19 protein-coding genes and 1 pseudogene are annotated in these 25,229 nt (G+C 68.2%); 15 read left to right on the forward strand and 5 right to left on the reverse strand.

All coding sequences use genetic code 11. From position 1 onward, the window contains the following. Positions 1-14: 14 nt before the first annotated feature. Entirely contained in the window at positions 15-938 is a 924-nt protein-coding gene (locus G4D85_RS50570) for a response regulator (RefSeq protein ID WP_164014346.1), read from the reverse strand. Positions 939-1,264: 326 nt separating this feature from the next. On the opposite strand from G4D85_RS50570, the gene G4D85_RS20170 reads away from it, so the two are divergent. Together G4D85_RS20170 and G4D85_RS20175 are read left to right on the forward strand one after the other, a co-directional pair. Continuing rightward, entirely contained in the window at positions 1,265-2,653 is a 1,389-nt protein-coding gene (locus tag G4D85_RS20170) for a hypothetical protein (RefSeq protein ID WP_164014348.1), read from the forward strand. Positions 2,654-2,885: 232 nt separating this feature from the next. After that, positions 2,886-4,373 (forward strand): hypothetical protein, encoded by a 1,488-nt coding sequence (locus G4D85_RS20175; protein WP_164014350.1) that lies wholly within the window; start codon positions 2,886-2,888, stop codon positions 4,371-4,373. Between the two features lie 95 nt (positions 4,374-4,468). Here the strand turns inward: G4D85_RS20175 and G4D85_RS20180 are convergent, their stop codons facing one another. Continuing rightward, positions 4,469-5,851, reverse strand: a complete 1,383-nt coding sequence (locus tag G4D85_RS20180) for a M23 family metallopeptidase (protein ID WP_164014352.1) — start codon at positions 5,849-5,851, stop codon at positions 4,469-4,471. Between the two features lie 196 nt (positions 5,852-6,047). After that, positions 6,048-7,079 (reverse strand): peptidoglycan-binding protein, encoded by a 1,032-nt coding sequence (locus G4D85_RS20185; RefSeq protein WP_164014354.1) that lies wholly within the window; start codon positions 7,077-7,079, stop codon positions 6,048-6,050. 440 nt (positions 7,080-7,519) lie between these two features. Here G4D85_RS20185 and G4D85_RS20195 point away from each other — a divergent pair, with 440 nt between their 5' ends. The 8 genes and pseudogenes from G4D85_RS20195 (at position 7,520) to G4D85_RS20225 (ending at position 14,356) form a co-directional block, all read left to right on the forward strand. Next, positions 7,520-8,002 carry a hypothetical protein gene (locus G4D85_RS20195; protein WP_164014355.1) on the forward strand — a complete coding sequence of 161 codons (483 nt, stop codon included), beginning with the start codon at positions 7,520-7,522 and terminating at the stop codon, positions 8,000-8,002. A gap of 328 nt (positions 8,003-8,330) precedes the next feature. Beyond that, positions 8,331-9,023, forward strand: a complete 693-nt coding sequence (locus tag G4D85_RS20200) for an RICIN domain-containing protein (RefSeq protein ID WP_205525618.1) — start codon at positions 8,331-8,333, stop codon at positions 9,021-9,023. 125 nt (positions 9,024-9,148) lie between these two features. Beyond that, positions 9,149-9,610: a carboxymuconolactone decarboxylase family protein gene (locus tag G4D85_RS20205; protein ID WP_164014360.1), complete on the forward strand. Its 462-nt coding sequence runs from the start codon at positions 9,149-9,151 to the stop codon at positions 9,608-9,610. 1 nt (position 9,611) lies between these two features. Further along, positions 9,612-10,475 (forward strand): sigma-70 family RNA polymerase sigma factor, encoded by an 864-nt coding sequence (locus G4D85_RS20210; RefSeq protein ID WP_164014491.1) that lies wholly within the window; start codon positions 9,612-9,614, stop codon positions 10,473-10,475. Between the two features lie 124 nt (positions 10,476-10,599). Next, positions 10,600-10,854: pseudogene (locus tag G4D85_RS50750) on the forward strand (methyltransferase family protein); the annotation flags it as partial. A gap of 42 nt (positions 10,855-10,896) precedes the next feature. After that, a complete protein-coding gene (locus tag G4D85_RS20215; protein ID WP_338052900.1) occupies positions 10,897-11,619 on the forward strand; it encodes a methyltransferase in 723 nt (240 codons plus the stop codon). Positions 11,620-11,686: 67 nt separating this feature from the next. Continuing rightward, the gene (locus G4D85_RS20220; RefSeq protein ID WP_164014364.1) at positions 11,687-12,943 is read left to right on the forward strand and encodes a cytochrome P450; all 1,257 of its coding nucleotides are present in this window, start codon (positions 11,687-11,689) and stop codon (positions 12,941-12,943) included. Positions 12,944-13,132: 189 nt separating this feature from the next. Then, a complete protein-coding gene (locus G4D85_RS20225) occupies positions 13,133-14,356 on the forward strand; it encodes a DcaP family trimeric outer membrane transporter (RefSeq protein ID WP_164014366.1) in 1,224 nt (407 codons plus the stop codon). 16 nt (positions 14,357-14,372) lie between these two features. Here the strand turns inward: G4D85_RS20225 and glsA are convergent, their stop codons facing one another. Beyond that, entirely contained in the window at positions 14,373-15,494 is a 1,122-nt protein-coding gene (gene glsA, locus G4D85_RS20230; RefSeq protein WP_164014368.1) for a glutaminase A, read from the reverse strand. Between the two features lie 231 nt (positions 15,495-15,725). Here glsA and G4D85_RS20235 point away from each other — a divergent pair, with 231 nt between their 5' ends. The 4 genes from G4D85_RS20235 to G4D85_RS20250 all read left to right on the forward strand — a co-directional run bounded on the left by G4D85_RS20235 (position 15,726) and on the right by G4D85_RS20250 (position 23,370). Then, positions 15,726-16,823 (forward strand): amidohydrolase family protein, encoded by a 1,098-nt coding sequence (locus G4D85_RS20235; RefSeq protein WP_205525619.1) that lies wholly within the window; start codon positions 15,726-15,728, stop codon positions 16,821-16,823. Positions 16,824-16,829: 6 nt separating this feature from the next. Then, the gene (locus tag G4D85_RS20240) at positions 16,830-18,173 is read left to right on the forward strand and encodes a hypothetical protein (RefSeq protein ID WP_164014370.1); all 1,344 of its coding nucleotides are present in this window, start codon (positions 16,830-16,832) and stop codon (positions 18,171-18,173) included. A gap of 150 nt (positions 18,174-18,323) precedes the next feature. Further along, positions 18,324-20,420, forward strand: a complete 2,097-nt coding sequence (locus G4D85_RS20245; protein ID WP_164014371.1) for a thaumatin family protein — start codon at positions 18,324-18,326, stop codon at positions 20,418-20,420. Between the two features lie 217 nt (positions 20,421-20,637). After that, positions 20,638-23,370, forward strand: coding sequence for a CARDB domain-containing protein (locus G4D85_RS20250; RefSeq protein WP_164014374.1), 2,733 nt, complete (start codon positions 20,638-20,640; stop codon positions 23,368-23,370). A gap of 77 nt (positions 23,371-23,447) precedes the next feature. Here the strand turns inward: G4D85_RS20250 and G4D85_RS20255 are convergent, their stop codons facing one another. Next, positions 23,448-23,960 carry a hypothetical protein gene (locus G4D85_RS20255; protein ID WP_164014375.1) on the reverse strand — a complete coding sequence of 171 codons (513 nt, stop codon included), beginning with the start codon at positions 23,958-23,960 and terminating at the stop codon, positions 23,448-23,450. A 182-nt stretch (positions 23,961-24,142) separates the two neighbouring features. Between G4D85_RS20255 and G4D85_RS20260 the strand changes: the two genes are divergently transcribed. Continuing rightward, positions 24,143-25,132, forward strand: a complete 990-nt coding sequence (locus G4D85_RS20260; RefSeq protein WP_205525620.1) for a hypothetical protein — start codon at positions 24,143-24,145, stop codon at positions 25,130-25,132. The last annotated feature ends 97 nt before the right edge of the window (positions 25,133-25,229 follow it).

The raw sequence follows: 25,229 nt of genomic DNA on the forward strand, positions 1-25,229 counted from the left end.
GGCTCCCTGGCGCCTCAGTGCACGCTGCGCGAGTGATGGGCCTCGGGGCGGGAGGGCTGCGCGAGCTCGCCAGACTCCGAGCGCAAGAGCACGCCGACCGCGGACGGGGCGCCCTCGCGCGCCGAGAGCGGGAAGTAGCTCGCCAGCAGGCGGTCGTTGCGGCGGGCGCCGTCGCGCTGCGCGGGCACCAGGTGGAGGTCGGTCAGGGGCCGCCCCGAGGAGAGGACCTGGGAGACGGGGACCTCGAGGTCCAGGGCCAGGACGGGCGCCACCTCGCTCACCCGGCGTCCGGCGAGGATGGCGGCGCTGGTCTCCCACAGGTGGGCCCAGGCGTCGTTGATGCGCAGCACGCGCAGCTCCGGGGAGAGGATGGCCATCGGCACCGGGGCGGCGGCCATGAGCGCATCGGTGAGCACCAGCGGCTCGGGGGCCAGCTGCAGCTCGTCCAGCGCCGCGGCCCTGAGCCGCTCCTCGGCCTCGCGCCCCATCACCTCGCGCTCCCGGTCGCGCAACAGCTCCGCGTGCCGGCTCAGGTGCTGCGACTGGAGGTAGAGGTCCACGAACACCGCCACCTTGGTGCGCAGCATGTCCGGGTTGAAGGGCTTCACGATGTAGTCGACCGCTCCTTGCGCGTAGCCCCGCTGCACCAGCGACTCCTCGCCAGAGAAGGCGGTGATGAAGAGGATGGGCACGTGGCGCGTGCGCTCCCGCCCCTTGATGAGCCGGGCCGTCTCGAAGCCGTCCATCCCCGGCATCTGCACGTCGAGCAGGATGCAGGCGAAGTCCTGCTGCAGCAGCGCCGCCAGCGCCTCCCGCCCCGAGCGAGCCAGCACCAGGCGCTGGCCCAGCGGCGCCAGGATGGCCTCCAGCGCCACCAGGTTGGCCGGGATGTCATCCACCAGCAGGATGCTGGCCGTCTCCGTCTCTGAGCGTCTCATGCCCCGAAGGGTAGGCACTCCGTACATCGCAGGGCCGGGCCCCACGTCCACTGAGCAGCCAGGAGGGCGGCCGCCTTCCCGTGCGTTCGAGGGCGCTGCTGCGTCCGGAGCGGTGAGCAGCAGCCCCATGAGCAGGGCATGGAGGGAGGCCCGGGAAGCCGGGGGCATACCACTTTGGTGGTACGGCCCCCTTCGCGAGCGCGCCCTATCCTCCGCGCGACCTCAGGAGGAGATGCACGTGTGTCGTCACACGTCTGAGACATGCCGCGTCAGGCTTGCGTCGGGAGCATGTGGTATCCCCGGAATTCTTCACCTGGAGGAACCACATGAAGTTCCGTAGTTTCGCGCTTGCCTGCGCCCTGTCCCTCGGCGCCACCGCCTGTGGCAACACGTCCCCCGAAGAGTCGCTGGGAGTCCCCGTGGAGGAGACGGGAGTCTCCACCGCCGCGGCGACGGCCACCCGCATCTACGCGTACGAGCCCACGGGCACGCACGAGCTCAGCTTCGAGACGCTGGGCACCTTCGAGACGCGCAACAACCGTCGCGTGCTCGTGATTCGTGGCACCACCAACCGCTACATCCAGGATGTCTTCAGCTTCGTGCCGGATGACGCCTTCGGCACGGCGAACGTCATCAGCGAGCGGCGCTTCGAGGTGGTCCTCGAGGAGGGCCATGAGCTGAACACGATGCTCTCCGGGCTGCCGCTGCTGGTCTCCATCGACACCTTCACGGGCTCGCCGACGCGGTACTACGCGCAGATCATCCTCGCGCCCCGCTTCTTCGACTTCCGCGGGCCGACCTCCATCAACGTCTTCGAGAACGTCGACCCGGTCTACGTGCGCAATGCCGCCGGCACCGACAACCTGATGTATCGCGGCCGGGTGGACTCGGCGGCCACGTCGCTCACTGTCACCGCGCCGGACGGCGTGCCGACGGTCTCCCGCGTGGACGCGGACACCTTCCAGCTGGACTGGCGCTACCCGGCGGTGCACCAGGCCGTGGACCCGCACACGATTCCCCTCACCTTCACCGCCGCGCTGAACAACGGCACCGTGGTGGACGAGACGGCGCGCCTGGTGGTGCGCGTCACCGGGCTGGCCATCAGCACCAACGACGACCCGTACAACACGTGGCCGTCCCCCGCCTGCCAGCTGTCCGTCTACAACTGCATCCACGCGCAGCCCGCGGGCACGCTGGACTTCGGCGCGTGCGGCACCTACCGCCAGGTGCAGCGCTGCATGTACGCGAGCGCCTGCGAGGTGCTCCCGGGCCAGCCGCTGTCGCTCACCGCGATTGACTTCCCGCCCCAGGGGCTCGCGCGCCAGGCGCTCAACTCCGACTCCTCGGCCACGACGTGGTACGGGCTGGTCGGCATCGACGCGTACAGCACCCCGGAGTGCCCGGCCACGCCGGTGACCGTCCAGGCGGTGGTGGACGACCTCCACTGGACGACGCAGTCCGTGCCGCCGTCTGATTGGGGCGAGGTCACCGACCGCGCCGGCTTGGTGGACAACAACTACTTCTTCTACTCGAGCAGCGACCCGCTGCTGGCCCACATCGACGCGTTCGCGGGCGGTGGCCCCATCCAGGCGTGGTTCGCCTGGGAGGAGATCCCCTGCCACAACTGCCACAGGTACGCCGAGTACGGTGTCCTGTACTACCCGAACAGCGGCAAGGTCATCGCGCTGAAGAGCTACCACGGCTACGACTGGTGATGAGCTCCTGCCCGGGCCGCCCATCGGGTGACCCGGGCAGTTCTCCTCCAGGGAGCCGCCGCAGCCCGCCTTGCCGCGTCGCAGCTCACCTGGAGGAGGTCCCATGAAGCCGCATCGTTTTCGTCCGCTGTGGGCCGTGGTCTGTGTCACGTGGTTGGGCTGCGCGGGAGGTGAGCCCGACGCCTCGTCACCGGTGGGAATGCAGGGGCCCCAGAGTGGAGGCGGTACCTGGATGGGCGAGCCGCTCAGCGCGGGGTGCGAGCCCGGTGATGGGGGCGCGCCTGGCGGCGACACGGTGCGGGTGACGAGCCACTCGCGGTACTACACGCTGGTGGGCATCGCCGAGAGGCCCTCGGGCATGTCGGCCAACCCGCCCTACCTGCTCATCCCCGACGCCGGGACGTTCACCCGCATCGACGGTACGTTCACCGATGGCGGCTACCAGTACGCGGGAGTGCCCCAGGGCACGTACTACCTGCGCACGGGCTCGAACTACATCCTCACGGACTCACGGCACGTGGAGCTCGGCTCGGAAGAGATCGGCCGGTCGGACGTGGTCCACACCAGCGTCACCATGTCGCCCCTCCAGCTCGACCTGACGAACCTCGCCCCCTGGGTCACGTACGGAAGCCAGGCGGTCCAGCCCTCCAGACTGGAGTTCCTCTCCCGGCAGGTCGCGGTGATGGGTGAGGTCTTCTTCGACGAAGACCCCGTGGACGGACAGACGAGCATGTCCACCACCCAGGCCTGGGCCTGGAACCTGGCCAACACCTTCCCCATCTTCGAGGCGGCGAAGGGGGATTCGATGTATGTGAATCAGCTCGGCGCCGTGGACGCGGGCACGCTGCCGGACGGTGGCGCGCTGACCCACCTCACCGTGGTGCGCAGCCTGGAGCTGACGCCCTTCGACTTCACCCCGGATGGCGTCACACCGCTGCCGCTCGGCGGAGTGATGCAGCCGGTGCCGACCCGGGAGCTGTCCGTCGAGTGGCGCCTCTCCGAGTTCCTCGCCCCCGCCAGGCAGCTGCACCCTTCCGCGGTTTCCGGGAGGCCCCTGCTCTTCGTCGATGCGGCCCCGCACCGACCCGAGGACGGCTGGGTGAGCTACTCGAGCGGCCTGCTCAACCTCCAGCTTCCCGCGGGTGCCGCGTACACCTTCACGCGGCGCCTGGCCTACGGCGATCCGTTCCCTTCGTCCTGGGCCCGGATAGCAACCGCGGATTATTCGATGAGCTACCGGAACGTGGTGCCGGATGGCTCCGGCCAGACTTTCGCCATGAGCTTCCGGGCCCTGAGGATCCATGACCGGCTGGACGACCTCGTCGCGGCGCCCATCGTCCCGCGAATCACTCCACCCCGCGGGCTGACCATCGACGGCCTGGATGCGAACGTGCAGCGGCAGGTAGGCGCCGCCAGTCCCGTCATCGCGTGGCTGCCACCCGACGTGGGCACGCCCACCGGCTACAACGTGGCCCTCTACCGCCTCGAGAATAACGGGGGCTACTACCTCGCGCGCTACCAGACCACCCTCCGCGTGCCCGGCTCGACCACGCAGGTGCGGCTGCCTCCCGGCACGCTCCTGCCCGGCTCCATCTACTTCGTGCTGGTGACGGCCCTGGACGTCACCGGCCACGACCCGAAGCACCGCCCGTTCCAGTCACTCGCAGGGCTGCCCCAGAGTTCTGCACAGGCCGCGAGCTCCCTCTTCACCACGCCGTGAAGTGGGACTGAGGCACGTCGAGCGTGTGGCTCGCGCGTCCGGTGCTCATGCCGTTTGTTCAGTGGACCGCTTCTCGACGGGGAACGCTCCGCCGGTCAGCCGATCTTCAACACCTGCGGTACACCACCGCCCATATAAACCGCCGAGAAACGGCCCGTTCCGGAGATTCCCGTTGGCTGGACGTGCCAGCCGGACGTATCCCCCCACACGCGATAGAGCGCTCCTCCTTGATCGAGCATGACGGTGGGCCAGGTGGTCCCCGTTGCAACCGCCGAGATCTGGCCGATCAGATTCAAGCCGGTCGACTGCTTGTGCCAGCCCGCCGCGTCGCCCCAGATCTGGTAGAGATACCCGTTCTCGATCGCCATCACCTGAGGCACGCCGCCGCCCATGTTGACGGCCGAGATTTGCCCATTGATTGCAATTCCCGTGGACGCGACCTTCCATCCGGACGTCGTTCCGTAGACGTGATAGAGCACGCCGCCCTGGGCCAACATGATCGTCGGCCAGCTACCGCCCATGTTGACGGCGGAGATCTGGCCGATCAACGTCAGGCCGGTGGAGAGCTTCTGCCACCCCGAAGACGTTCCCACGGTTTGGAAGAGGGTGCTGTTCTCGATACTCATCACGGCCGGCCAGGAGCCGCCCATGTTCACCGCGCTCATCGAGGTTGGGTTGCTCGCGATACCGGTATTGCCGAAGGTCCATCCACTGCTTATTCCATAGACCTGATAGAGCACGCCTTCCTGCGTCATCATGAGCTGCGGCCAGGACCCACCCATGTTGACGGCGGAAAGCTGAGAGGGATTGAACAGCAACCCCGTGTCGCCGCTCTGCCAACTTGCACCCGCGTTGGTGGAGTAAACCTGCCGGAGCGTTCCCGGCGCGCTCGCGCCTCCCTCTCCGACGTAAGCCTCGAAGTCCACGGAGCCGCCTCGAGTTCCGTGCTGCGCACCGGCACCGATGTGAAGAGCGAGGTGCAGATGAGCTCCGTAGCCGTTTTCCGAACCGTTCCCGGATCCACCCGAGAGCGCAATCTGTTGTCCCTGTGCGACCTGAGCACCCAGGGAGACTTGGATTGAAGAAAGGTGCAGGTAGTCCGTCTTTGACCCATCGGGATGGTCAATGAACACCATGCGGCCCCCGGAACCGCCGATGGTATTCGTGACACCCACGACCGTGCCCGCTTTCACCGCGACGACGCGCGTTCCGGTCGGGCACACGTAGTCGGTTCCCGGATTCACGGATCCCCGGGCCACGTGGTCTGCGAAGGAATCGGAGACCGCTCGCGACGAGGTCGGGTAGATGTAGCCGCCCGCTGCGAAAGCGGTCCGCGGAGCAGCCAAAGTGCCGCCGAATGCGAGCGCGGCAAGCGCGCCACTTCCGCCAATGAGGGCTCTTCTGCTCAGCCCTTCGCCCTTCGTCTGCTCCACATGCGCTTGGCGAATCCGGCCATTGCCTGTTGCTGAATTGTCCATGGCAGCACCTTTTGTTTTTACGGAATATTAGTTTTACTGGATGAGCACGAGCCGCCCGCGCGTGTCCGAACCCCGAGCGGGTGGGTGCCATGGTGGTGCTCACCCCCATACACGAGCTCCGCGAGCCTCCGGCTCGTCCCGTCCGGGAGCAAGGGGCGCGGTCGTTTCGAGCGCTCGAATCAGCCCAGGCCGCGCTTCAGCCCTTGCCCTTCGGGCGGCTCACGGTGAAGGTGACGATGTTGTGATCCGAGCCGAGGGTCGGGCCGGCCTTGATATTCGAGACCCGGCACCCGGTGGACATCTCCCAGTCGATGCTGGCGTTGCCGTGGGTCTTCGCGCCGCCGTGGGTGGTCATGCCCGCCTGCTGGGCGATCCAGCCGGGCGACCACTTCCCCTTGGTCGACGCCTCCTCGTTCCAGTCGCCGCCGATGAGCAGGGCCTGGTCGGGGTGTTTCTCGAGCTGCCGCTTCGCGAAGGCGAGCAGCTTCTCGGAGAGCGACTTGTAGGTCTTCACCCGGTTCTCCGGCCCGACGGGTTGCCCGTTCTTCCAGTCGACCGAGGGCGGCTGGTGGGCCGAGACCACCTTCAGCCAGCCCGCGAGCTGGACCGCGGTGGCCGCCCGCGGCGGGGCGTGGCCGCCGCGCACGGTGGTCCAGCCGCCCTCGCCCTGGATGTACGTGGCCTGCTTGGCGAGCAGGCTGTCCTTGACGAGGATGCCCGACTCGCCGTGGTCCTTGGCCTTGGGGAAGGTCACCAGGTGGTAGCCGGGGATGCTCTCCAGGGCCTTGTGATAGCCGTTGATCTCCTGGAGCTGGATGAAGTCGAGCTTGTTGCGCCTGGCGAAGGTGCCCAGCTTGTCTTTCACCTCCGCGGGGCTGCGGTCGCGCTCGACGTTGTAGGTCGCGCCCTTGAGCGTCGACGGGGTCTTGTTCTTGCCGTCGCTGCCGCCAGTCGCGCTGGCCTGGGCGGTGGTGGCGCCTCCGGTGCTGTCGGCGTCGGTGTGCCTCAGCGAGTGAGCCATCCGCTCACCGACAACCCCCTGCGGCTTCCCCTTCCAGCCGTGGTCTTGCTTGTAGTCGACCACCGCATTGGCGGTGCGGGCGTCGAAGCGGTCGTCGGCGGTACCCTTCTTGAGGTAGCCGAGCGACTCCAGGCGCTCTTCGACCTTCTGGACGCGGTTGCCGGTGGAGCCGACGTGGAGGCGGGGGCGGTGGGGATGGGTTCGCATGGTGTTTCCCAATTCTCGACGGCCGAGAACGAGAGTTGCTTCGGTTCGCGTCGGCGCGGCCGGGCTTGCCGCGCCGCATCAGGGCGCAGCGGGTGCTTCATCCGGTACGCCAGGTGGCCATCCTCCATTCGCGACAGGCGCTCCAGTGCCAGCGCGCCACGCGTCCCATCGCGGCACAGCCCATGGGCACCCGCTCCTCGCAATCTGCTGGGCGAGCCGGTGCAGGGGCATGGCGTCGGCGCACTTGGACGTCACCACGTGGCCCGAGTAGGGACCAAGCCCGCCCGTGCGGGTTCGATTCCCGCCGCCTCCAATCCAGCGAGCAGCGTTGCGAGGAGCGCTCGGCCGCGAGGATGTCGAGCGCGGGGGGGACTTCTGTGGCGCAGGGGACAGCTACTTCTCTGACAAAAAAATGGCCATCAGAGGGTATGAGGAACGCCATGAGCGACGAGCGAACGCCTGCCGAGCCCGAAGTGATGGAGCCCACGTTCTGGCGGAAGAACGGCTGGACGGCCAGGGTCATCAAGAACGAGGAGGACGACGGCTGGGCCGTGGAAATCCGCAAGCAGGGGCTCGCCGAGCCCGTCCTCATCAGTCCGTGGGTGATGGGCCGCGACAAGAAGAACCCCAAGCCCTTCGACGGGCCGGCGTTCGCGACCTTCGTGAAAACGGCGTCGGAGGTCCTCGACCGCTCCGCCTCACAGCGCGACCAGGCCATGACCAAGAAGCTCTCCATCGCCTGGGAGGGCCGCTGGTACGAGGTTCGGCTCGAGCTCGTGGCCGATGAGTATGAGCCCCACGCGCTGCTCTCGGCCATCGACGACGCGGGCGCTACCGTCGCGAAGCATCGCGTGCCCGCGAACTTCAAGTTTAACAGAGACGTCGCCAACGCGTGGGTGCGCGACGGCTTCCCAGAGCCCTGAGCTGGCTGTCCTCAACGACCCGGCGGTGGTGACCGGCCTTCCTATGCTCGACGCGAGGGGGCGACGGGGCTCGGACCGCGTTTCTGGCCCCGCCCCCTGTACGGGTATCAGCACCTTGACGGAGATGTCGTACCCGAGCGCGCATGGACAGGGAGGTGAATGAAATCCCTGTGCCCCCGTCATGAAGGGCATGAGGAGAGGGGGCGGCGAGCACCGCCCCTCTCCTGGAACCCTCAACAAGGAAAGTCCCATGCTGGCGATTCGGAGTGGCTCCGAGGATGGTCGTGCGCGTGAAAACCGGTCGTCCGCGAAGGGCAAGGGATGGGCGGTGCTCGCGCTTCTGCTCCTGCCGTTGACGGCGGCGGCGGGGCCGGGACCGGAGTACCGATGGGACGAGTCGCGCAACCGCCCCGGACCCAACCGCTGCCACGACAGCTCGCAGTGCGATGGCGCACGCACGTGCAGCCCCGCGGGCTGGTGCCAGGGCGAGGCGCGCCCCGCGCCGCCCCCTCCGCCGCCTTCGCATTGGAACCGAGACCCCGGCGGACGGGATTGGAACCCTGGCCGGGGGGAGTCGCGCGCCCAGCGCAGCACCTTCATCCGCAGCAGGCTGGCGGGGCTCGTCATCGATATCGCGGGCAACAACCGCTCGCCCGGCGCGGGGCTCGTCGCCTACCCGGCCAAGTCCAACCGCGAGGACAATGACAACCAGAAGTGGGAGCTGGTGCCCACGCGGGGCGGCTACCTCATCCGCAGCCGGCTCAACGGGCTCGTACTCGACGTGGAGGGAGCCAACAAGGCCCCGAGAACCGCCGTCGTCATGTGGGAGGCCCACGGCCAGCCCAATCAGGTGTGGCAGCTCGTGCCCGGCCGAGTCCGCGGCACCTACTACATCCAGAGCCAGCTGAATGGCTTCGTACTCGACATCGAGGGCGCCAAGGCGGACGGCACGGGGCGGCTCATCACCTATCCCATGAGGAGCGAAGGGGCGGAGAACCAGCTCTGGCGGCTGGACGTCTGACCCAGAGGCCACGTGGCGTTCGAAGAGGGAGAATCCCTTCCGAAATGCCCATGTCACAGGCTGCGTGGGTGAGTCGTCCTGGGGGCGGACAGGATGTTCCTGCCCCGAAAAACGGAGCCACACCCATGAAGGCCAGGATGAATCCCTTTGCCGCCGCGCCGGCCGTGATGCAGGAAATGCTCGACTTCGCAGGAAAGGTCCAGGGCAGCGGGCTCGAGGCGAGCCTGACGGAGCTGGTGAAGATCCGCGCCTCGCAGCTCAACGGCTGCGCCTTCTGCATCCACATGCACGCCCTCGACGCCCGCAAGCACGGAGAAACCGAGGAGCGCATCTACCTGCTGTCCGCCTGGCGGGAGTCGCCCCTCTTCACCGACCGCGAGCGGGCGGCCCTGGGCTGGACCGAGGCCCTGACGCTCGTCTCCCAGACTCACGCGCCGGATGCGGACTATGCTGCGATGCGGGCGCACTTCAGCGAGGAGGAGAGCGTGAAACTGACCCTGCTCATCGGGATGATCAACATCTGGAACCGGATCTCCATCGGCTTCCAGTCCATCCATCCGGTGTCCCCGCGCAGTGAAGCCGCCTGAGGTGACTCCCGAGGACGCCTTCGACCCGCTCCGTCCGCGCCTGCTCCGCATCGCATACCGGATGCTGGGCAGTGTCGCGGAGGCGGAGGACGTGGTGCAGGAGGCGTATCTGCGCTGGCACCAGACGGACCGCTCCGTCGTGCGGGATGCCGAGGCCGTGCTCGTCCGCACGGTGTCGCGCCTGTGCCTCGACGTCCTGAAGTCCGCCCGCGTCCAGCGCGAGCAGTACGTGGGGACCTGGCTCCCAGAGCCCATCGTCGAAGCCGTGGAGGGTGACGACTTGACGCTGACCCTGATGATGGCCCTGGAGCGCCTGTCCCCGTTGGAGCGGGCCGCGTTCCTGCTGCATGACGTGTTCGGCATGGACTTCGACGAGGTGGCGCGGGCCATCGACCGCGACCCCGCGGCCTGCCGTCAGCTCGCCAGCCGGGCACGGAGCCACGTGCGCGAGGCCCGGCCCCGCTTCCCGGTGTCGGAAGGCAAGGGCCGCGAGCTGGCCTCGGCATTCTTCACCGCGTCCCGGAGCGGCGACATGCATGCGCTCCAGGCGCTGCTCGCCCAGGACGTCGTCACGTACACCGACGGCGGCGGCAAGGTGAAGGCAGCCCCCAACCCCATCTACGGCGCGGACAAGGTCCTGCGCTTCTTCAATGGGCTGCGGGAGCGCTTCGGGCTGAACGCCTCGCGGCTCGTCTACGAGGGGCCCATCGACGGACTGCCGGCCATCGTGACCGTGGAACCGGATGGTGTGTTGCAGACCACCGCGTTCGCTTTCGAGGAGGACCGCATCGTCGCCATCTACGTCACGCGCAATCCCGACAAGCTCCAGGGCATCCGTCGGTTGGTGGGCGGGGACGTCACGTGATGACGGGGTCCGAAGGGGCTCTGGGTCACGCTCGTAGGCGGGTCCATTGCAGCACCCGTCTGCCCATCTCGCGTGCCCTGCTTTTTCGGCGGGCATCACGCTATTCGCTATGCTGCCGTCCTCCATGGACCCGACACTTCCGCCGAATCTCCCGCAGCAGCTCCTGGGGCACATCTCCAGCTACTGGATCTCCCAGATCATCGGTGTGGTCGCGCGACTTCGTCTCGCGGACTTGCTCGCAAGCGGTCCTCTCGCGAGCGACGCGCTGGCGCCACAAGTGGGCGCCCACCCGGATGGGCTGTACCGTCTGATGCGCGGGGGGGTGGTCGCGGGCCTCTTCACGGAGGTGCCTCCCCGTACGTTCACACTCACCCCTCTGGGGGCCTGCCTCCGTTCGGAGGTGCCCGGGTCGATGCATGACATGGCCATCATGCTGACCGCCCCCGGCCATTGGCGGCCCTGGGGAGACCTCTTCACGGCCGTGCAGACGGGCCGCGCCACGGCCCACAAGGCGCTGGGGGTCAACCTCTGGGAGCACTACGTAAAGAACCCTGAGGAGTCCTCGCACTTCGACCGTGCGATGGGCAGCTTCTCCAGCTTCGCCGCCGCGGACGTGGCACGCCTCCACGACTTCTCAGCCTATGCCCGCGTGGTCGATGTGGGGGGGAGCCAGGGCGTGTTGCTCGCCGCCGTGCTCCAGGCCCACCCCTCCTGCCGAGGCATCCTCTTCGATCTCCCGCACGTCATCGACGGAGCCCGGGCCCGTGTGGAGGCGGAGGGGCTGGGCCAGAGGATGGACCTGGTGGCGGGGAGCTTCTTCGAGCCAGTCATCCCAGCCGCGGAGGCCTACCTCCTCAAGCACATCCTTCATGACTGGGACGACGCCTCGTCAACCGCCATCCTCCGGCAGATTCATGGCGCCGCACTGCCGGGAGCCCGGCTGCTCGTGGTGGAGATGGTGATGCCGGACGGCGGGGAGCCTTCGCGCACGGCCCTCCTCGACCTCAACATGTTCGTGCTCGCGGATGGACGCGAGCGCACGGCCCGCGAGTACGAGGAGCTGCTCGCCAGCACCGGCTGGGCGCTGGAGCGCATCACTCCCGCCCCGAGCGGCGTGAGCCTCATCGAGGCGCGCAAGCGCTGACGCACGAATCCCAGCGTCCACTGTGAAGCTGCTGCCCACCCCACGAACCGTTGAGGTCAGCGCACGTATGTCCAAGACCCATGCCCCTTCAGCACTTGGTGCCGAGTACCACCCGCTCCACTCTCCGCACCTCGAGAATCCCCACCCGTTCCTGGCGCGTGCACGGCGGGAGGAGCCGGTGTTCTTCAGCCCGGCGCTGGGGTCGTGGGTGGTGACTCGCCATGCGGACATCAGCGCAGTGGTCGCCGATACCGCACGCTTCTCGTCCGCCGAGTCCATCACGGTGGGCGCCGCGACGACTCCGCCGGAGGTGGTCTCCGCGCTGATGGACGGCTATCCCCTGGCGCCCAGCCTCGTCGACAATGACCCTCCAGCGCATACGCGCTTCCGGAGCCTCGTCAGCAAGGCCTTCACCGGGCGGCGCCTCGCGGAGAAGGAGCCCTTCATCCGCACCCTCGTGGACGAGCTCATCCACTCCTTCCGGCATGAGGGGCAGGGGGACCTGTTCCTCCGGTTCGCGCATCCGCTGTCGTCCAGCATCATCGCGGAGATTCTCGGAATCCCCCGCTCGGACATTCACAGGTTCCGGCGCTGGTCCGACGAGCTGACCACGGTCCTCGCGGCCCATGGACCCGTGGAGCACCAGGTCGCGTGCGCGCGAGGCGTGGTCGAGTTCCAGCGCTATCTCGCCGCGGCGCTCGAGGAGCGGAAGACGTCTCCCCGGGAGGACCTGATGAGCGACATCGTCACCGGGGCACAGGGGATGACGCCGCCCATGAGCATGGCGGAGCTGGTAAGCCTGCTGATGCAGGTGCACTTCGCGGGACACGAAACGACCGCGGGCCTCATCGTGGGCGCGGTGGAGCTCCTGCTCGAGAATCCGGAGCATCTGCAGGCACTCCGGGACGACCCGGCCCTCATCGCGGGTGCGGTCGAGGAGGCGGTGCGGATGATCTCCCCCGTGCATGCCATGTTCCGTACGGCGCTGGAGACGGTGGAGCTCGGGGGAGTCTCCATCCCCAAGGGAGCCCACATCCGAATCGTCTACGCGTCGGCCAACCGCGACGAGGCCCGCTTCCACCAGCCGGAGCGCTTCGACATCCGGCGGCCTGACGTCAAGAAGCACCTCGCCTTCGGGCAGGGCCTCCATTTCTGCATCGGCGCGCCGCTGGCTCGGCTCGAGGCACGTCTGGCATTGGAGGCCCTGCTCCGGAGTCTGCCGGGGCTCCGGCTCGTACCGGGGCAGAAGCCGGGCTTCCTGAAGAGCGTCACCGTCCGGAGGCACGAGCGCCTCGACGTCGCGTGGGACGTCCAGGCCCTCTGACGACCTGCGGCGCCTGGAGCCGGACCGTCTACCAGCAGCTGACGAAGGAGGTGTGCACTCCCGGGCACTGCCGCTCCCGTCCCACCGCCCACTGTGTGGTGGCCGATGCCGCGACGCACGCGAGTCGCATGGACGGGGCCGGTGCCTTCACCCACCCTCCGGTCCCTTCCAGGAGGCCGGATGCGAATCATGCGGTCGGCAGCGATGGGGGCCGGTGTGCTGGCGTGTCTCGGCGCACTCCCCGCGGATGCGCAGGACGAGGAGAAGCCCTCGGGGCCCCGGGTGGAGATCTACGGCTTCGCGATGGTCGACACCGGCTACAACTTCGGAACCATCGACCCGGACTGGTTCGACGTGGTGCGCCCCACGAAGCTGCCCGCGTTCGACGGCGAGTTCGGCGGCGAAGGACGGGTGTTCTTCGGCGTCCGGCAGAGCCGGCTCGGCGTCAAGAGCTTCATGCTCACGCCCCCGGGCGAGCTGAAGGTCCACCTCGAAGCGGAGTTGTTCGGCGTCGGCGACGATGCGGGGCGGACGGCCTTCCGGCTACGGCACGCCTTCGGCGAGCTCGGGCAGTTCGGCGCCGGGCAGACGTGGAGCGGGTTCATGGACCCCGACGTGTTCCCGAACTCCATCGAGTACTGGGGACCCAGCGGGATGGTGCTCTACCGGAACGCGCAGATTCGCTGGCGTCCGCTCCAGGGCACGCCCTCTCAGGTGCACGTCTCCATCGAAAGCCCGGGCGGAGCGGCGGACCTGGACCGGTTCGCCGACCGGAACGAATTGGAGGACGTCACCTCACGCTTTCCCGCGCCCGACCTCGTGGCCCACTACCGGTACACCGGAGCGCTCGGCCACCTCCAGGTGGCGGGGATTCTGCGCTACCTCAAATGGGATGACCTGGGCACCGACGCGCTCGACCTGGCCGGAGACGCGGTGGGCTGGGGCGTCAACGTGAGCTCGAGCGTGAAGCTCCCGTGGAAGGCGGCGGTGCTCAAGCTGCAGTTCGTCTACGGCAATGCCATCCAGAACTACCTGAATGACGCCGCATCGGACATCGCCATCCAGCTGAACCCGGAGGACCCGGCGCGGCCCGTCGAGGGCGTGGGGCTGGACGTGCTGGGCACGGTCGCCTTCCTCGATTTGAGCTGGACCCCGTGGCTGACCAGCACGCTCGGGCACTCGTTCGTGAATGTGAGCAACTCGAACGGCCAGGGCGAGCAGGCCTTCAACATCGGGCACTACGCCCTGGCCAACGTGCTGGTGCACCCCACGGAGGGCTTCCTGTTCGGCCCGGAGTTCCAGTGGGGGCAGCGGCGCAATTCAGGAGGCGGGTATGTCTATGATGACTACCGCATCCAGTTCTCGATGAAGTACTCGTTCAACCACGTCTTCAAGATCAAGAAGGAGCAGTGAGCGCGGGGCCACCCGCCTACCGCGGGGCGGGCTTGCGCGTGGGCCGCTGGGCGACGCGGAAGACGTTGCCGCCGAGGTCCTTCACGATGGACTCGATGGCCCGCTGCGCGCGCACGCTGTTGCCGGCCTTGTCCAGCGGTGGGGAGAACGCGGCCACGGCGTACTTCCCGGGCACCACCGCGACGATGCCGCCGCCCACGCCGCTCTTGGCGGGCACGCCCACGTCGAAGGCCCACGTCCCGGAGTCCTCGTAGAGGCCGGCGGTCATCATCAGCGCGAGCGTGCGCGCGGCGACGTCGGCGCTCACCACCTGCTTGCCGGTGAGGGGGTTGAGGCCTCCCGCCGCGAGGGTGGCGCCCATGGCGGCCAGGTCCTTCACGTTCACCGCCACCGAGCACTGCCGCGTGTAGACATCGAGCGCTTCCGCCGGGTTGCCCGGAATCACCTCATACGCCTTGAGCAGGTCCGCGATGGAGCGGTTGCGGGTGTTGGTGGCCGCCTCGGACTTGTAGATTTCGTCATCCACCGGGAGGTTGCGGCCGGCGAACGCGCTGAGCGTCCCCTGCACGCTGTTCCAGCGCTCGGTGCTGTTGGCGGCCTTCAGGTTTCCCACCGTGGCAATGGCGCCCGCGTTCACCAGGGGATTGCCGGTGGGCGGATCCTCCGACGTCTTGTTCCGCTCGATGGCCTCAATCGAGTTGAAGGGGAGGCCGGTGGCATTCGCTCCAATCTTCTTCTCCATGTTCTCGATGCCCATCTCGGACATCAGCCGCGCGGCCACGAAGGGCTTGGAGATGGATTGGATGGAGAAGGCATGGCTGTCAGCTCCGACAGAGAAGACCCTGCCGTCCGCGGTGAGGATGGCAATGCCGAACAACGACGGGTCGACCTTGGCGAGCGCCGGGATGTAGTCGGCGTTCTTGCCTTCGGTGACGCCCTTGTTCGCCGCATAGGCCTTCTGCATCGCCGCCTGGAACTCCGCGTCGGAGGGGAGTCCGGCCGCGGGGGGGGTGGGAGGACGCGGGGCGGCTTGCGCGGATGATGGCGGCGGCGTCTGCGCCGAAGCGCCAGTCGCCGCGACGATGGTGGCCAGAGCGGCGACGAGCGCCCTCCAGCTCGAGCGATTGCCTGGGAGCATGGGTGTTCCCTCCGGTTGCCGACAGCTCTCAGCGAAGAACCTGGGGCGACGTCCTCGGGAGGACAGCGTACCCGGGGAGGAGGGAGCCTCCTGCGCCCGCCTGGCCGATCGCGACGTGAGAGAGGGGCCGTGCTCCTGTTCGCCCACAGGACATTACCCCCACCCCCGCGACGGATTCTCGGGGGGGGAGGAGCCTCCCTAGGTTGCGGAGGCCTGCCCGGAGGCCTGCCCTTGCCGCGACTGCCTGCTTCGCAGAACCCATGGGGCGCAGGGCTCGCGCTCGGCCTGCTCGTGGCGGCGGCGGCCTTTGGACAGACTCCCCCGCCGAGGACCTTCCTCTTCCACGATTCGCACGTCCACCTGACCAATTACATCCAGGAGGGCATCGACATCCGCGACCTGCTGCGGGTGATGGGAAACAAGGTGGGCCGGGCCACGCTGTTCGGCATTCCCTTGCAGCAGCAGTGGTCCCATCGCGTCTCGGGGGACTTCGCGCCCACCTACTACCTGCAGACGGACGCGCCGCTCTACTACTACTCCTTCACGGATGCGTTCATCGCGCAGGCCTATCTGTCCCTGCCCCGGGAGCAGCGCGCGCGCTTCGAGCCGATGATTACCGGCTTCAACCCCACCGACATGTACGCGGCGGACCACATCAAGCGGGTGCTCACGCTCTACCCCGGGGTGTTCAGCGGCATTGGCGAGTTCACCATCCACAAGGAATTCGTGTCGGCGAAAATCGCGGGCGAGGTCGCCAGCCTGACGGACCCGGCGCTGGACCGCATCCTGGACTTCGCCGGCGAGGCGGGCCTCGTGGTGATTCTGCACAACGACATCGACGTTCCCTTCGCCGAGCGGGAAAAGGTCCCGGTCCACCTGGAGCAGCTCAAGGCCCTGTTCCGGCGCCATCCCAGGACCACCATCATCTGGGCGCATATCGGCGTGGGCCGGGTGGTGCGTCCGGTGCTCCATCACATGGCCATGGCGGAGGAGCTGCTCGCGGACCCGCAATACAGCCACGTGTACATGGACATCTCCTGGACCGAGGTCGCGAAGTACGCCATGGCCACGCCGGAGACCACGCGGCGGGTGGCGGACACCCTCAGCCGGTATCCCGACCGCTTCCTCTTCGGCACCGACGAGGTCGCCCCCTCCAACCAGGCCGACTACCTGCGCGTCTACGAGCAGTACGTTCCGATGCTGGAGCTGCTGTCTCCAGAGGTCCGCGAGAAGCTGCTCAAGGGCAACTTCGCGCGCCTGTTCGACGCGGCCCACGTGAAGGTCCGCGCGTGGGAGCGCTCCCAACGCAACCGCCCCGCGCCTCCCTAGAGCTCCATGCCCCCAGACCTCCGTCGATACCTCCATGGCCCGCTGCTGGCGCTGGTTGTCATTGCAGTAGCGCTCGTTCCACTCCGGGCCGGAGCCCAGGATGAAGCCCCGGTGGATGCCCCCGCCCAGGCCAAGCCGGACGAGCAGGACCTGGAGCCCGCCGAGAATGCCATTGCCGGTGAGTTCCGGCCCGCCCGGGGCTTCCAGGTGCTCGAGACGGACTGGGGCAGCCTGAATGTGAGCCTCTACGGCCTGGTGCGCTATGTGAATCAGCTCCCGGCGGAGCAGACGTTCATCGACCATCTCGGGCGCGAGCGCACCGCCAAGACGCGCCACGACATCAACTGGCACCGCTCGATGATCTGGTTCTCGGGCTTCGCGCTCACCCCGCGACTGACGTACACGCTCACCGTCTGGTCGCTGCCCACCACGCAGCAGACGCTGGCCTTCGGCAACCTGCAGTTCCGGTTCAACAAGGCCCTCACGCTGGGCGCCGGCATCGGGCCCACGCTCACCGCCCGCTCGATGCAGGGCTCGCATCCGTTCTGGGCCTCGAGCGACCGGCAGATGTCGGAGGAGTTCTTCCGGGGCGGTTTCTCCTCCGGTGTCTGGTTGAAGGGCGAGCCCCTCCACCGGCTGACCTACACGCTCTCGGTGAACACGAACCTGAGCCAGCTCGGCATCACCGCGGCCAATGACGCGCGCGACATGGCCTACAGCGCGTCCGTCGCGTGGCTGCCCACCACGGGCGAGTTCGGCCTGCGGGGCGGCCTGGCGGACTTCGAGGAGCATCAGCGGGTGGCCACCCGCTTCGGCTTCTCGGTGGCGCACGCGCGGGAAGACCGGGCGAGCGAGCTCGGCCTGGCGCCCAATGAAACCCAGATTCGTCTCTCCGACGGGCTGCTGGCCTTCGAGCAGGACGCGCTCGCGGACGGGGTGACGGTGCGCAAGCTCGACTACCAGGTGCTGGCGCTCGACGTGGGGGCGAAGTTCCGGGGCTTCACGTTCCAGGGGGAGTATTTCTTCCGCAGGCTCTCGGACTTCCTGGCCACCGGCCCGGTGCCGCAGGACTCCATCTTCGACCACGGCTTCTTCGTCCAGGGGATGTACATGGTCGTCCCGAAGTACGTGGGCGTGTACTCCACGGGCTCCTTCGTCTTCGACGACTTCGGCCGCCGTCCCTGGGAGCTGTCTGGCGGCGTCAGCGTGTTCCCCATGGCCGCGCGGAGCTGGCGGTTGAACCTGCACTTCATCTACGTCGACCGCAGCCCCACCGGGTCCAGCTTCGGCTTCTACACGGCGGGGCAGACGGGGCCGACGATTTCGCTCGGCACCGACATCCTGCTGTGAGCGGGCCGTGAGTTCGGCTCGCGCTGCCTGGGCCGCATGTGCCCTCAGTGTGTCCCGGTGGGGGCTTCGCTCCGGGCCCTCTTGCTCCTGGCCGTGCGTGACAATCACAACGTGGGGTGCTCCTCCGTCTCTCGAATCGGAGGCTCGCTCATGACGTCACGTCGGTTGATTGCCCCAATACTGTCGCTGGGCCTGTCCGCGGTGGTGGTGGTGCTCGCGATGGGAAATGGCTGCAAGAGTCTGGGCACCAGCGCTCGCCCCGAGCTCGCGGCCACGTCCGCCTCGCTGTCCCCCCCGGTGAGCTGCCCGCAGGGGTTCCGCACCTTCACCCTGACGAACCAGGCGACCCAGACGGTGTGGATCGGCCAGACGGCGGGGGCGGCGCCGCCGCCCTTCAACTGCACGGACGACAGCGACTGTGGTCCCAACCAGCAGTGCAACAATCCGGGCTGTACGAGCAGCGCGGACTGCAACTCGGGCAACATGTGCGACACCCGCACGGGGCAGTGCATGGTGGCGCCCGGCACGCAGTGCAACGGCACCGCGACGACTGTCACCGTCGACCTCCCCACGCCGCTGTGCACGGGCGCGAAGCAGGTGGCCCCCTGCACGGGGTGTAGCGCCGGAAGCTGTGACACCGCGACGGGCCTGTGCATGTGCGCCAGCGGAGGACAGAGCGCGTGTCCCTCCGGGACGACCTGCTCCAGCACGGTGCAGGAGTGTAGCCTCGCCAACGGAGGCACCTGCTACTTCCAGCAGGTCATCCCCGGCGAGAACCAGGGGTGCAGCTCGGCGAACCCCACCTGCCCGTCGGGCCAGAGCTGCGACGTGGCCCTGGGGCTGTGCCAGTACCCGGCCACGGACGGCGGCGTCCCCCTGGACGCGCTCGAGCTGACGACCGGCGAGACGGCCACGCTGTGCATGCCTTCAACCCTGCCCACCGCCTACTCCAGCCTCCAGCCCGAGTACTCCGCCTGTACCCAGGATTCGCAGTGCCAGAGCAACCGGTGTCTCCAGGCCAGCGGTGGCGCCATCTCCAACCCGCCGACGGCCTGCCCGGAGGGCGGCACGTGCCTGTGCCGGTCCGTCGTGGGGTGGAGCGGCGGCATCTTCGGGCGCCTGGGCTGCCAGGCCGACGGCACGAAGTGCCAGAGCGCGGACTGCGGCAACGCCCCCGGCCAGCCCTGCCCTCTCGGCAAGGGCGGCACCAACCCGTTCTCCTCCGCCGAGTTCACCCTTCAGCCCAACGCCCTCGACTTCTATGACGTCACCATCATCAACGGGGCGAACGTCAGCATCCAGATGGGGCCGCTCGGCGACGGCGGCTTCGCGCCTGCCTCCCCGCCCTCGCCCTACTCCTGTGGAAATGCCGGCGGCACGAGCGCCCAGGGCAACGCGGACGCGGGCATGCTGGAGGCCTGCTCCTGGAAGTTCACGCCGGACACGAGCACCGGGCTCCCCGCCGACTACTCCGTGCTGCTGCGCGCCGTCACGCTGCCGGTATGCACGAGCAGCAGCGACTGCGCGTCGGGCACGAGCTGCGTCAACAACCTGTGCCAGCCGACGCTGACGAAGTGCAGCACCACCCAGCCCTACTGCGCGGGCAACGCGGTGTGCAGCAACCCCAACAACCCCGCCACCGGCTATTGCAGCGCCTGCCAGGCGGACAGTGACTGCTCGGCTGACGCGGGGACTCCGACGTGCGGCACGACGTTCCTGCCGGGCATCGGCGACATGACTCCGCTCGTCCAGGCGTGTGGCAAGTCCATCGGCTGGTGGTCCTACGAGGACCTGTGCTCGATGCTGCCCGGCTACAGCTATGGCCCCCTCAACTGCTCGCAGATGATGACCGCGGGCACGGTGACGGACACGCTGACCAACCTCTTCGGGTGCGCCGGGCAGTTCTCCAGCTCCTGCTACAACGCGACCGCCGGAAACACCCAGGCCTGCTGTGGCTGCGCGACCTTCCCGGGCAACAAGGCGGGGAGCTTCTGGCCCACCACGCTGGAGGCTGGCAACAACCCGGCCCAGGCGGACGCCGGGCAGTGCGTCAACAACAACGCGGTGTGGGCCCAGAGCGTCCAGCCCTGGCTCGCCTTCCTCAAGCAGGCCTGCCCCACGGCCTATACGTATGCCTACGACGACGTCACCAGCACCTTCACATGCATGACGCCGGGTACCGGCGTGGTGGATGGCGGGGCGCCCAACTCCGTGGGTTACGGCATCGTGTTCGGGGACGTGAACTAGGACGTCCAGGGCCCTGATGACGTGGACGTGCGCCCGGCTCTCACCGAGCGCACGTTCAGGCGTCACCGATGGTGCCGGCACCGTCGTAGACCAGGACCGTCCAGTCGTTCTGGGTGGGTGCGGGTCATCCCGGAGAATAATCTGCTCATACCGCTTTTGCGGGCAATCCAGCAGACTTGTATGGCCGCAGTAGAGCCAGCCCAGGGAGCAGACACGCATGAGACGAAACATCGGACGAACGGTAGCCGGCGCGCTCGCGCTGGCCTCCGTGGCGGTGGGGTGTAACTCGGGAGACCCCTCCGCGGACTCACTGAAGGAAGCGAAGCAGGGGTTGGGAGGACCCGACTTCGTGGTGACGGCGCTGAGCGGCCCCACCAGCACGACGCCGGGCAGCTTCTTCAACGCGACGGTGACGGTGTGCAACCGGGGCGACACGGGAGGCGGAACGGAGGTGGCGCTGGTGCTGTCGGATGACAGCAACCTGTCCATCGCCACGGACTTCTGGGGCGGGAGCGAGTACCTGGGCTACCTGCCTCCCGGAGTGTGCGACACGCGCACCGTCCCGGTGAGCCCCGCGCCGTCGGATGGCGCGTGGTACCTGGGGGCGCTCGCCGACCCCTACGACTTCGAGTTCGAGTCCGACGAGAGCAACAACTCGCGGCTCAGCGGGCCGATGGGCGTGGGCTACGGGCCGGACTTCCTCATCACCGCCGTGGAGGGCCCCACCAGCGTGCAGTCCGGCCAGAGCCTCGCGGCGCGGGTGACGGTCTGCAACCAGGGCACCCTCTCCGGTGACGCCATGGTGGAGCTCTACCTGTCCGCCGATGAATTCATCCAGCCCTCCGGCGGGCCGGGGCCGCAGGAGGACATGTTCGTGGGCAGCGCCCACTCGGACCCGCTCTACCCAGGCCAGTGCGCCACCATGCCCGTCCAGGGCAATGCCTGGCTGCCTCCCCCAGGCACCGAGGGCCCCTACCACCTCGGCGCCGTGGTGGACCCGCAGCACGTGCGGGACGAACTCATCGAGGACAACAACTCCTCGTCCGGCTACCGCATCGGCGTGGGCAACCGGCCCGACTTCGTCATCACCTCCGTCACCGGCCCCACCAGCGCCGAGGAAGGTCAGCCTCTCACCGCGCAGGTGACGGTCTGCAACCACGGCACCACCTCGGGTGACTCCCACGTGGAGCTCTACCTGTCCGAGGATGGCTTCATCCAGCCCAACACCGGGCCGGGGCCCATGGAGGACTCCTTCGTGGGCGGCGCTCCCTCAGGCCCGCTCTACCCGGGCCAGTGCGCCACCGTGCCCGTCCAGGGCAATGCCTGGCTGCCTCCCCCGGTCACCGAGGGCGCCTACCACCTCGGCGCCGTGGTGGACCCGTCCAACAACCGCCAGGAGCTCCTCGAGGACAACAACTCCTCGTCCGGCTATCGCATCGGCGTGGGCGACGCGCCTGACTTCGTCATCACCTCCGTCACCGGCCCCACCAGCGTCCCGGACGGCCAGCCCCTCACCGCGCAGGTGACGGTCTGCAACCACGGCACCCGCCCGGGTGACACCCTGGTGGAGCTCTACCTGTCCGCCGACGCCACCATCCGCACCAACACCGCGCCAGGCCCCATGGAGGACTCCTTCGTGGGCGGCGCCCCCTCGGGCCCGCTCTACCCGGGCCACTGCGCCACCGTGCCCGTCCAGGGCAATGCCTGGCTGCCTCCCCCGGCCTTCCAGGGCGCCTACCACCTGGGCGCCGTGGCGGACCCGCTCAACAACCGCCAGGAGCTCCTCGAGGACAACAACTCCTCGCCCGGCTATCGCATTGGCGTGGGCAACCAGCCCGACTTCGTCATCACCTCCGTCACCGGCCCCTACAGCGTCAGGCCCAACACCTCCTTCAGCGCGAGCGTCGTCTTCTGCAACCGTGGCCAGCAGAGCGGCACCGTGGACGTGGACCTGTACCTGTCCGCGGACAGCGTCATCCGGCCGCCAGCGGCTCCGTTGCCGCCCGAGGACTTCTTCCTGGGTACGGTGCCGGGAGTGACGCTCAACGCCGGCCAGTGCGTCAGCAGGAGCGTGAGCGCCATGTCGCCCGGGGTGATGGACGGTGCATACCACCTGGGGGCGGTGGCGGACCCCCGCAACAACTCCCTGGAGCTCATCGAGGACAACAACCTCCTCACGGGCAACCGCATTGGAGTGGGCAACCTGCCGGACTTCGTCGTCACGGCCGTCACCGGGCCGTACAGCGGCAGGCAGGGCAGCACGTTCAGCACCAACGTCACCGTGTGCAACCGGGGGCAGCAGAGCGGCATCGTGAACGTGGACCTGTACCTGTCCTCGGACAACACCCTCCGCCTGCCGGTGGCCCCCCAGCCGCCCGAGGACTTCTACCTGGGCACGGTGACGGGCATCTCGCTCAACGTGGGCCTGTGCGCGAGCAGGGCGCTGACCGTGACGGCGCCGTCGGTTCCGGACGGAGCCTGGTTCCTGGGCGCGGTGGTGGACCCCACCGGCAGCCGCGCGGAGCTCATCGAGGACAACAACACCCTGGCGGTCAACCGCATCGGCGTGGGCAACAAGCCGGACCTGGTCATCACCTCGGTGACCTCGGCCTCCAGCGTGCGACTGGGGGCGGCGTTCACCGTCAGCTTCACGGTGTGCAACCGGGGGCAGGCCGCGGCCGTCACGGACGTGGACCTCTTCTTCTCCTCGGACAACGTCATCCGCCCGCCGGTGGCGCCGCTGCCGCCCGAGGACTCCTACCTGGGCACGGTGACGGGGGTGTCGCTCAACGCGGGCCAGTGCGTCACCCGCTCCCGCTCGGTGAACGCCAACGCGCCCACCACCGGCTCCTGGTACGTGGGCACCTCGGCGGACACGTACGGCGCCGTCTCTGAGCTCCTCGAGGACAACAACTCCCTGGCGGGCACGCTCGTCTCCGTCACGCCCTGACGGACAGTCAGCCGCGCCGACCACGGCCCTGGCCGCGGCGTCCCTCGCTCAGGGACGCCGCGGCCAGGGTGAAGGAACTAGAAGCCCACGCGCGTCATGGTGAACGGCACCGGCGACACGCTGCCGCCCTTTATCAGGACGATGCCGGTGATCTTCCCGGTGAAGGCGCTGCGCTGGATCTGGCTGATGGCGTAGAAGTCCCGCTCCGCGCCCGCCAGGTCCTTGAAGACGATGACCGCGCCCACCGCCGGGTTGTTGGGCAGCGCCCAGAAGGTACCGGTCTCCGTGTTGCACCCGTAGATGGGACACGCGCGGCTCACCGTGCGGACGTAGCTCCCCTCCACGTGGTCCACGTACTCCACGCCCGTCAGCGTCATGGAGGTGATCTCCTCCGCGGCCGCCGGCGGCCAGTAGCGCGTGTAGCTCCCCAGCAGCCCGGAGAGGCTGTCCGGAGCCTCGTACACCGTGGACTCCGCCGTCTCCAGCGACTCCGCGCCCTCGGGCGCGGGGACCTGCGGCTCCTGACCTCCACAGCCAACGAACAGTCCGAGCCCGACGAGCAGACCTCCAAGACGTCCAAACGAGTGCATGCGTTCCCCTGAGGTATGGTTGTGCGACGTGGCCTGAATTGAATGGTGATTCAGGTCTCATGAGCACTATCGACCCGCCACGGGTCGGTCAAGAACCATGCGGGCTTTTCCGCATATTGCTTGAATTCAAGAATTGGTCGTGACACACGGGCGCTCACTCCCACTCCGAGAGCGAGGCAACGATGCGTCACGCGCTGATGAAGATGTGGACCGTGCTACCGGTGGCCGTGCTGGCCGCCTGTGGAAACGTGGCTGGCGGCGACAAGCCAGCGCAGGCGGTGGAGCAGAGCACGCAGGCCGTGCTGTATGTGCCGCCCACGCCGACGAGCGGAAACATCTATGAGAACACCACGTATCTGGGCCCGGTGAGCCTGGGCAGCTCCGTGCAGACGTACTTCACCCAGAACCCCCAGTACTACTCGTTCAAGGTGACGGTGCCGGGCTCACTCGTCGCCCGCTTCGAGGTCACCCACGGGGGCAGCTCCATGAACCTGGACACCGGCCTGCTGGTGTACGGGCCCCGGAACACGAGCGGCAGCTATGGCGCATCCCCGCGCGCCCAGGACGACAACTACGGCTATGGCGACCTGAGCAGGATTGACTCGGTGTCCCTGACGGCCGGTGAGTACCTCGTCGTGGTGAGCTCGGGCAGCGGCTCGGGCAAGCAGTTCCGGTTGCACTCCGCGTGCCTGAGCGGCGCGTGCCCCACGCCCCCGTCCACCTCGGACACGTCTGGCGTCTCGCTGGCCCTGTCCGAGCAGTCCCTCACCGCGCAGCTCGAGGCGACGCTCGAGGCCGGCAACGACGTGCGTGACTGGACCGAGGGCTCGCTGCGCCGCTTCGACTTCGCCTGGCCGTACACGAGCCAGCCGACGCTCACCCAGGCGGACAGTGCGGTGATGGCGCTGCAGGAGTACAGCGCGTACGGCGCGGATGACGCCATCGCGCTCAGCTACTCCCAGGCCCAGGCCTATCTGTACTCGGAGTTCGCGCCCCTGCACCCGCAGATCCTCGCGGCCTATGGGAATGGCACGGAGAACGTGCAGGTGGCGACGCGCTACCACTCCTACCTGGTGGCCCCTGGCGCCTCCGGCTGGTTCCGCCTCTTCGTCATCCTCTTCCCCGTGTCCAAGAAGGTCATCGTCTTCGAGCAGACCGGCTACGAGGTCTGAGCCCGTCGTCTCCAGATCGAGAGTTCTGGCACCGGTGCTCCCGCGAGGGAGGCCGGTGCTTTTTCTTGTCGACCGGTTGCCGTGCCATTCTCGTGGC

The sequence above is a fragment of the Pyxidicoccus trucidator genome, assembly GCF_010894435.1.
In the GTDB taxonomy this organism is placed as follows: domain Bacteria; phylum Myxococcota; class Myxococcia; order Myxococcales; family Myxococcaceae; genus Myxococcus; species Myxococcus trucidator.

Excerpts from the sequence above, each read along its gene's own strand:
- G4D85_RS20180 (WP_164014352.1), bottom strand. The coding sequence starts at position 5,851 with ATGGACAATTCAGCAACAGGCAATGGCCGGATTCGCCAAGCGCATGTG.
- G4D85_RS20245 (WP_164014371.1), top strand. The coding sequence starts at position 18,324 with ATGACGTCACGTCGGTTGATTGCCCCAATACTGTCGCTGGGCCTGTCC.
- G4D85_RS20175 (WP_164014350.1), top strand. The coding sequence starts at position 2,886 with ATGGGCGAGCCGCTCAGCGCGGGGTGCGAGCCCGGTGATGGGGGCGCG.
- G4D85_RS20240 (WP_164014370.1), top strand. The coding sequence starts at position 16,830 with ATGCCCCCAGACCTCCGTCGATACCTCCATGGCCCGCTGCTGGCGCTG.
- G4D85_RS20220 (WP_164014364.1), top strand. The coding sequence starts at position 11,687 with ATGTCCAAGACCCATGCCCCTTCAGCACTTGGTGCCGAGTACCACCCG.
- G4D85_RS20225 (WP_164014366.1), top strand. The coding sequence starts at position 13,133 with ATGCGGTCGGCAGCGATGGGGGCCGGTGTGCTGGCGTGTCTCGGCGCA.
- glsA (WP_164014368.1), bottom strand. The coding sequence starts at position 15,494 with ATGCTCCCAGGCAATCGCTCGAGCTGGAGGGCGCTCGTCGCCGCTCTG.
- G4D85_RS20170 (WP_164014348.1), top strand. The coding sequence starts at position 1,265 with ATGAAGTTCCGTAGTTTCGCGCTTGCCTGCGCCCTGTCCCTCGGCGCC.
- G4D85_RS20255 (WP_164014375.1), bottom strand. The coding sequence starts at position 23,960 with ATGCACTCGTTTGGACGTCTTGGAGGTCTGCTCGTCGGGCTCGGACTG.
- G4D85_RS20205 (WP_164014360.1), top strand. The coding sequence starts at position 9,149 with ATGAAGGCCAGGATGAATCCCTTTGCCGCCGCGCCGGCCGTGATGCAG.
- G4D85_RS20260 (WP_205525620.1), top strand. The coding sequence starts at position 24,143 with ATGCGTCACGCGCTGATGAAGATGTGGACCGTGCTACCGGTGGCCGTG.
- G4D85_RS20250 (WP_164014374.1), top strand. The coding sequence starts at position 20,638 with ATGAGACGAAACATCGGACGAACGGTAGCCGGCGCGCTCGCGCTGGCC.
- G4D85_RS20195 (WP_164014355.1), top strand. The coding sequence starts at position 7,520 with ATGAGCGACGAGCGAACGCCTGCCGAGCCCGAAGTGATGGAGCCCACG.
- G4D85_RS20185 (WP_164014354.1), bottom strand. The coding sequence starts at position 7,079 with ATGCGAACCCATCCCCACCGCCCCCGCCTCCACGTCGGCTCCACCGGC.
- G4D85_RS20215 (WP_338052900.1), top strand. The coding sequence starts at position 10,897 with ATGGCCATCATGCTGACCGCCCCCGGCCATTGGCGGCCCTGGGGAGAC.
- G4D85_RS50570 (WP_164014346.1), bottom strand. The coding sequence starts at position 938 with ATGAGACGCTCAGAGACGGAGACGGCCAGCATCCTGCTGGTGGATGAC.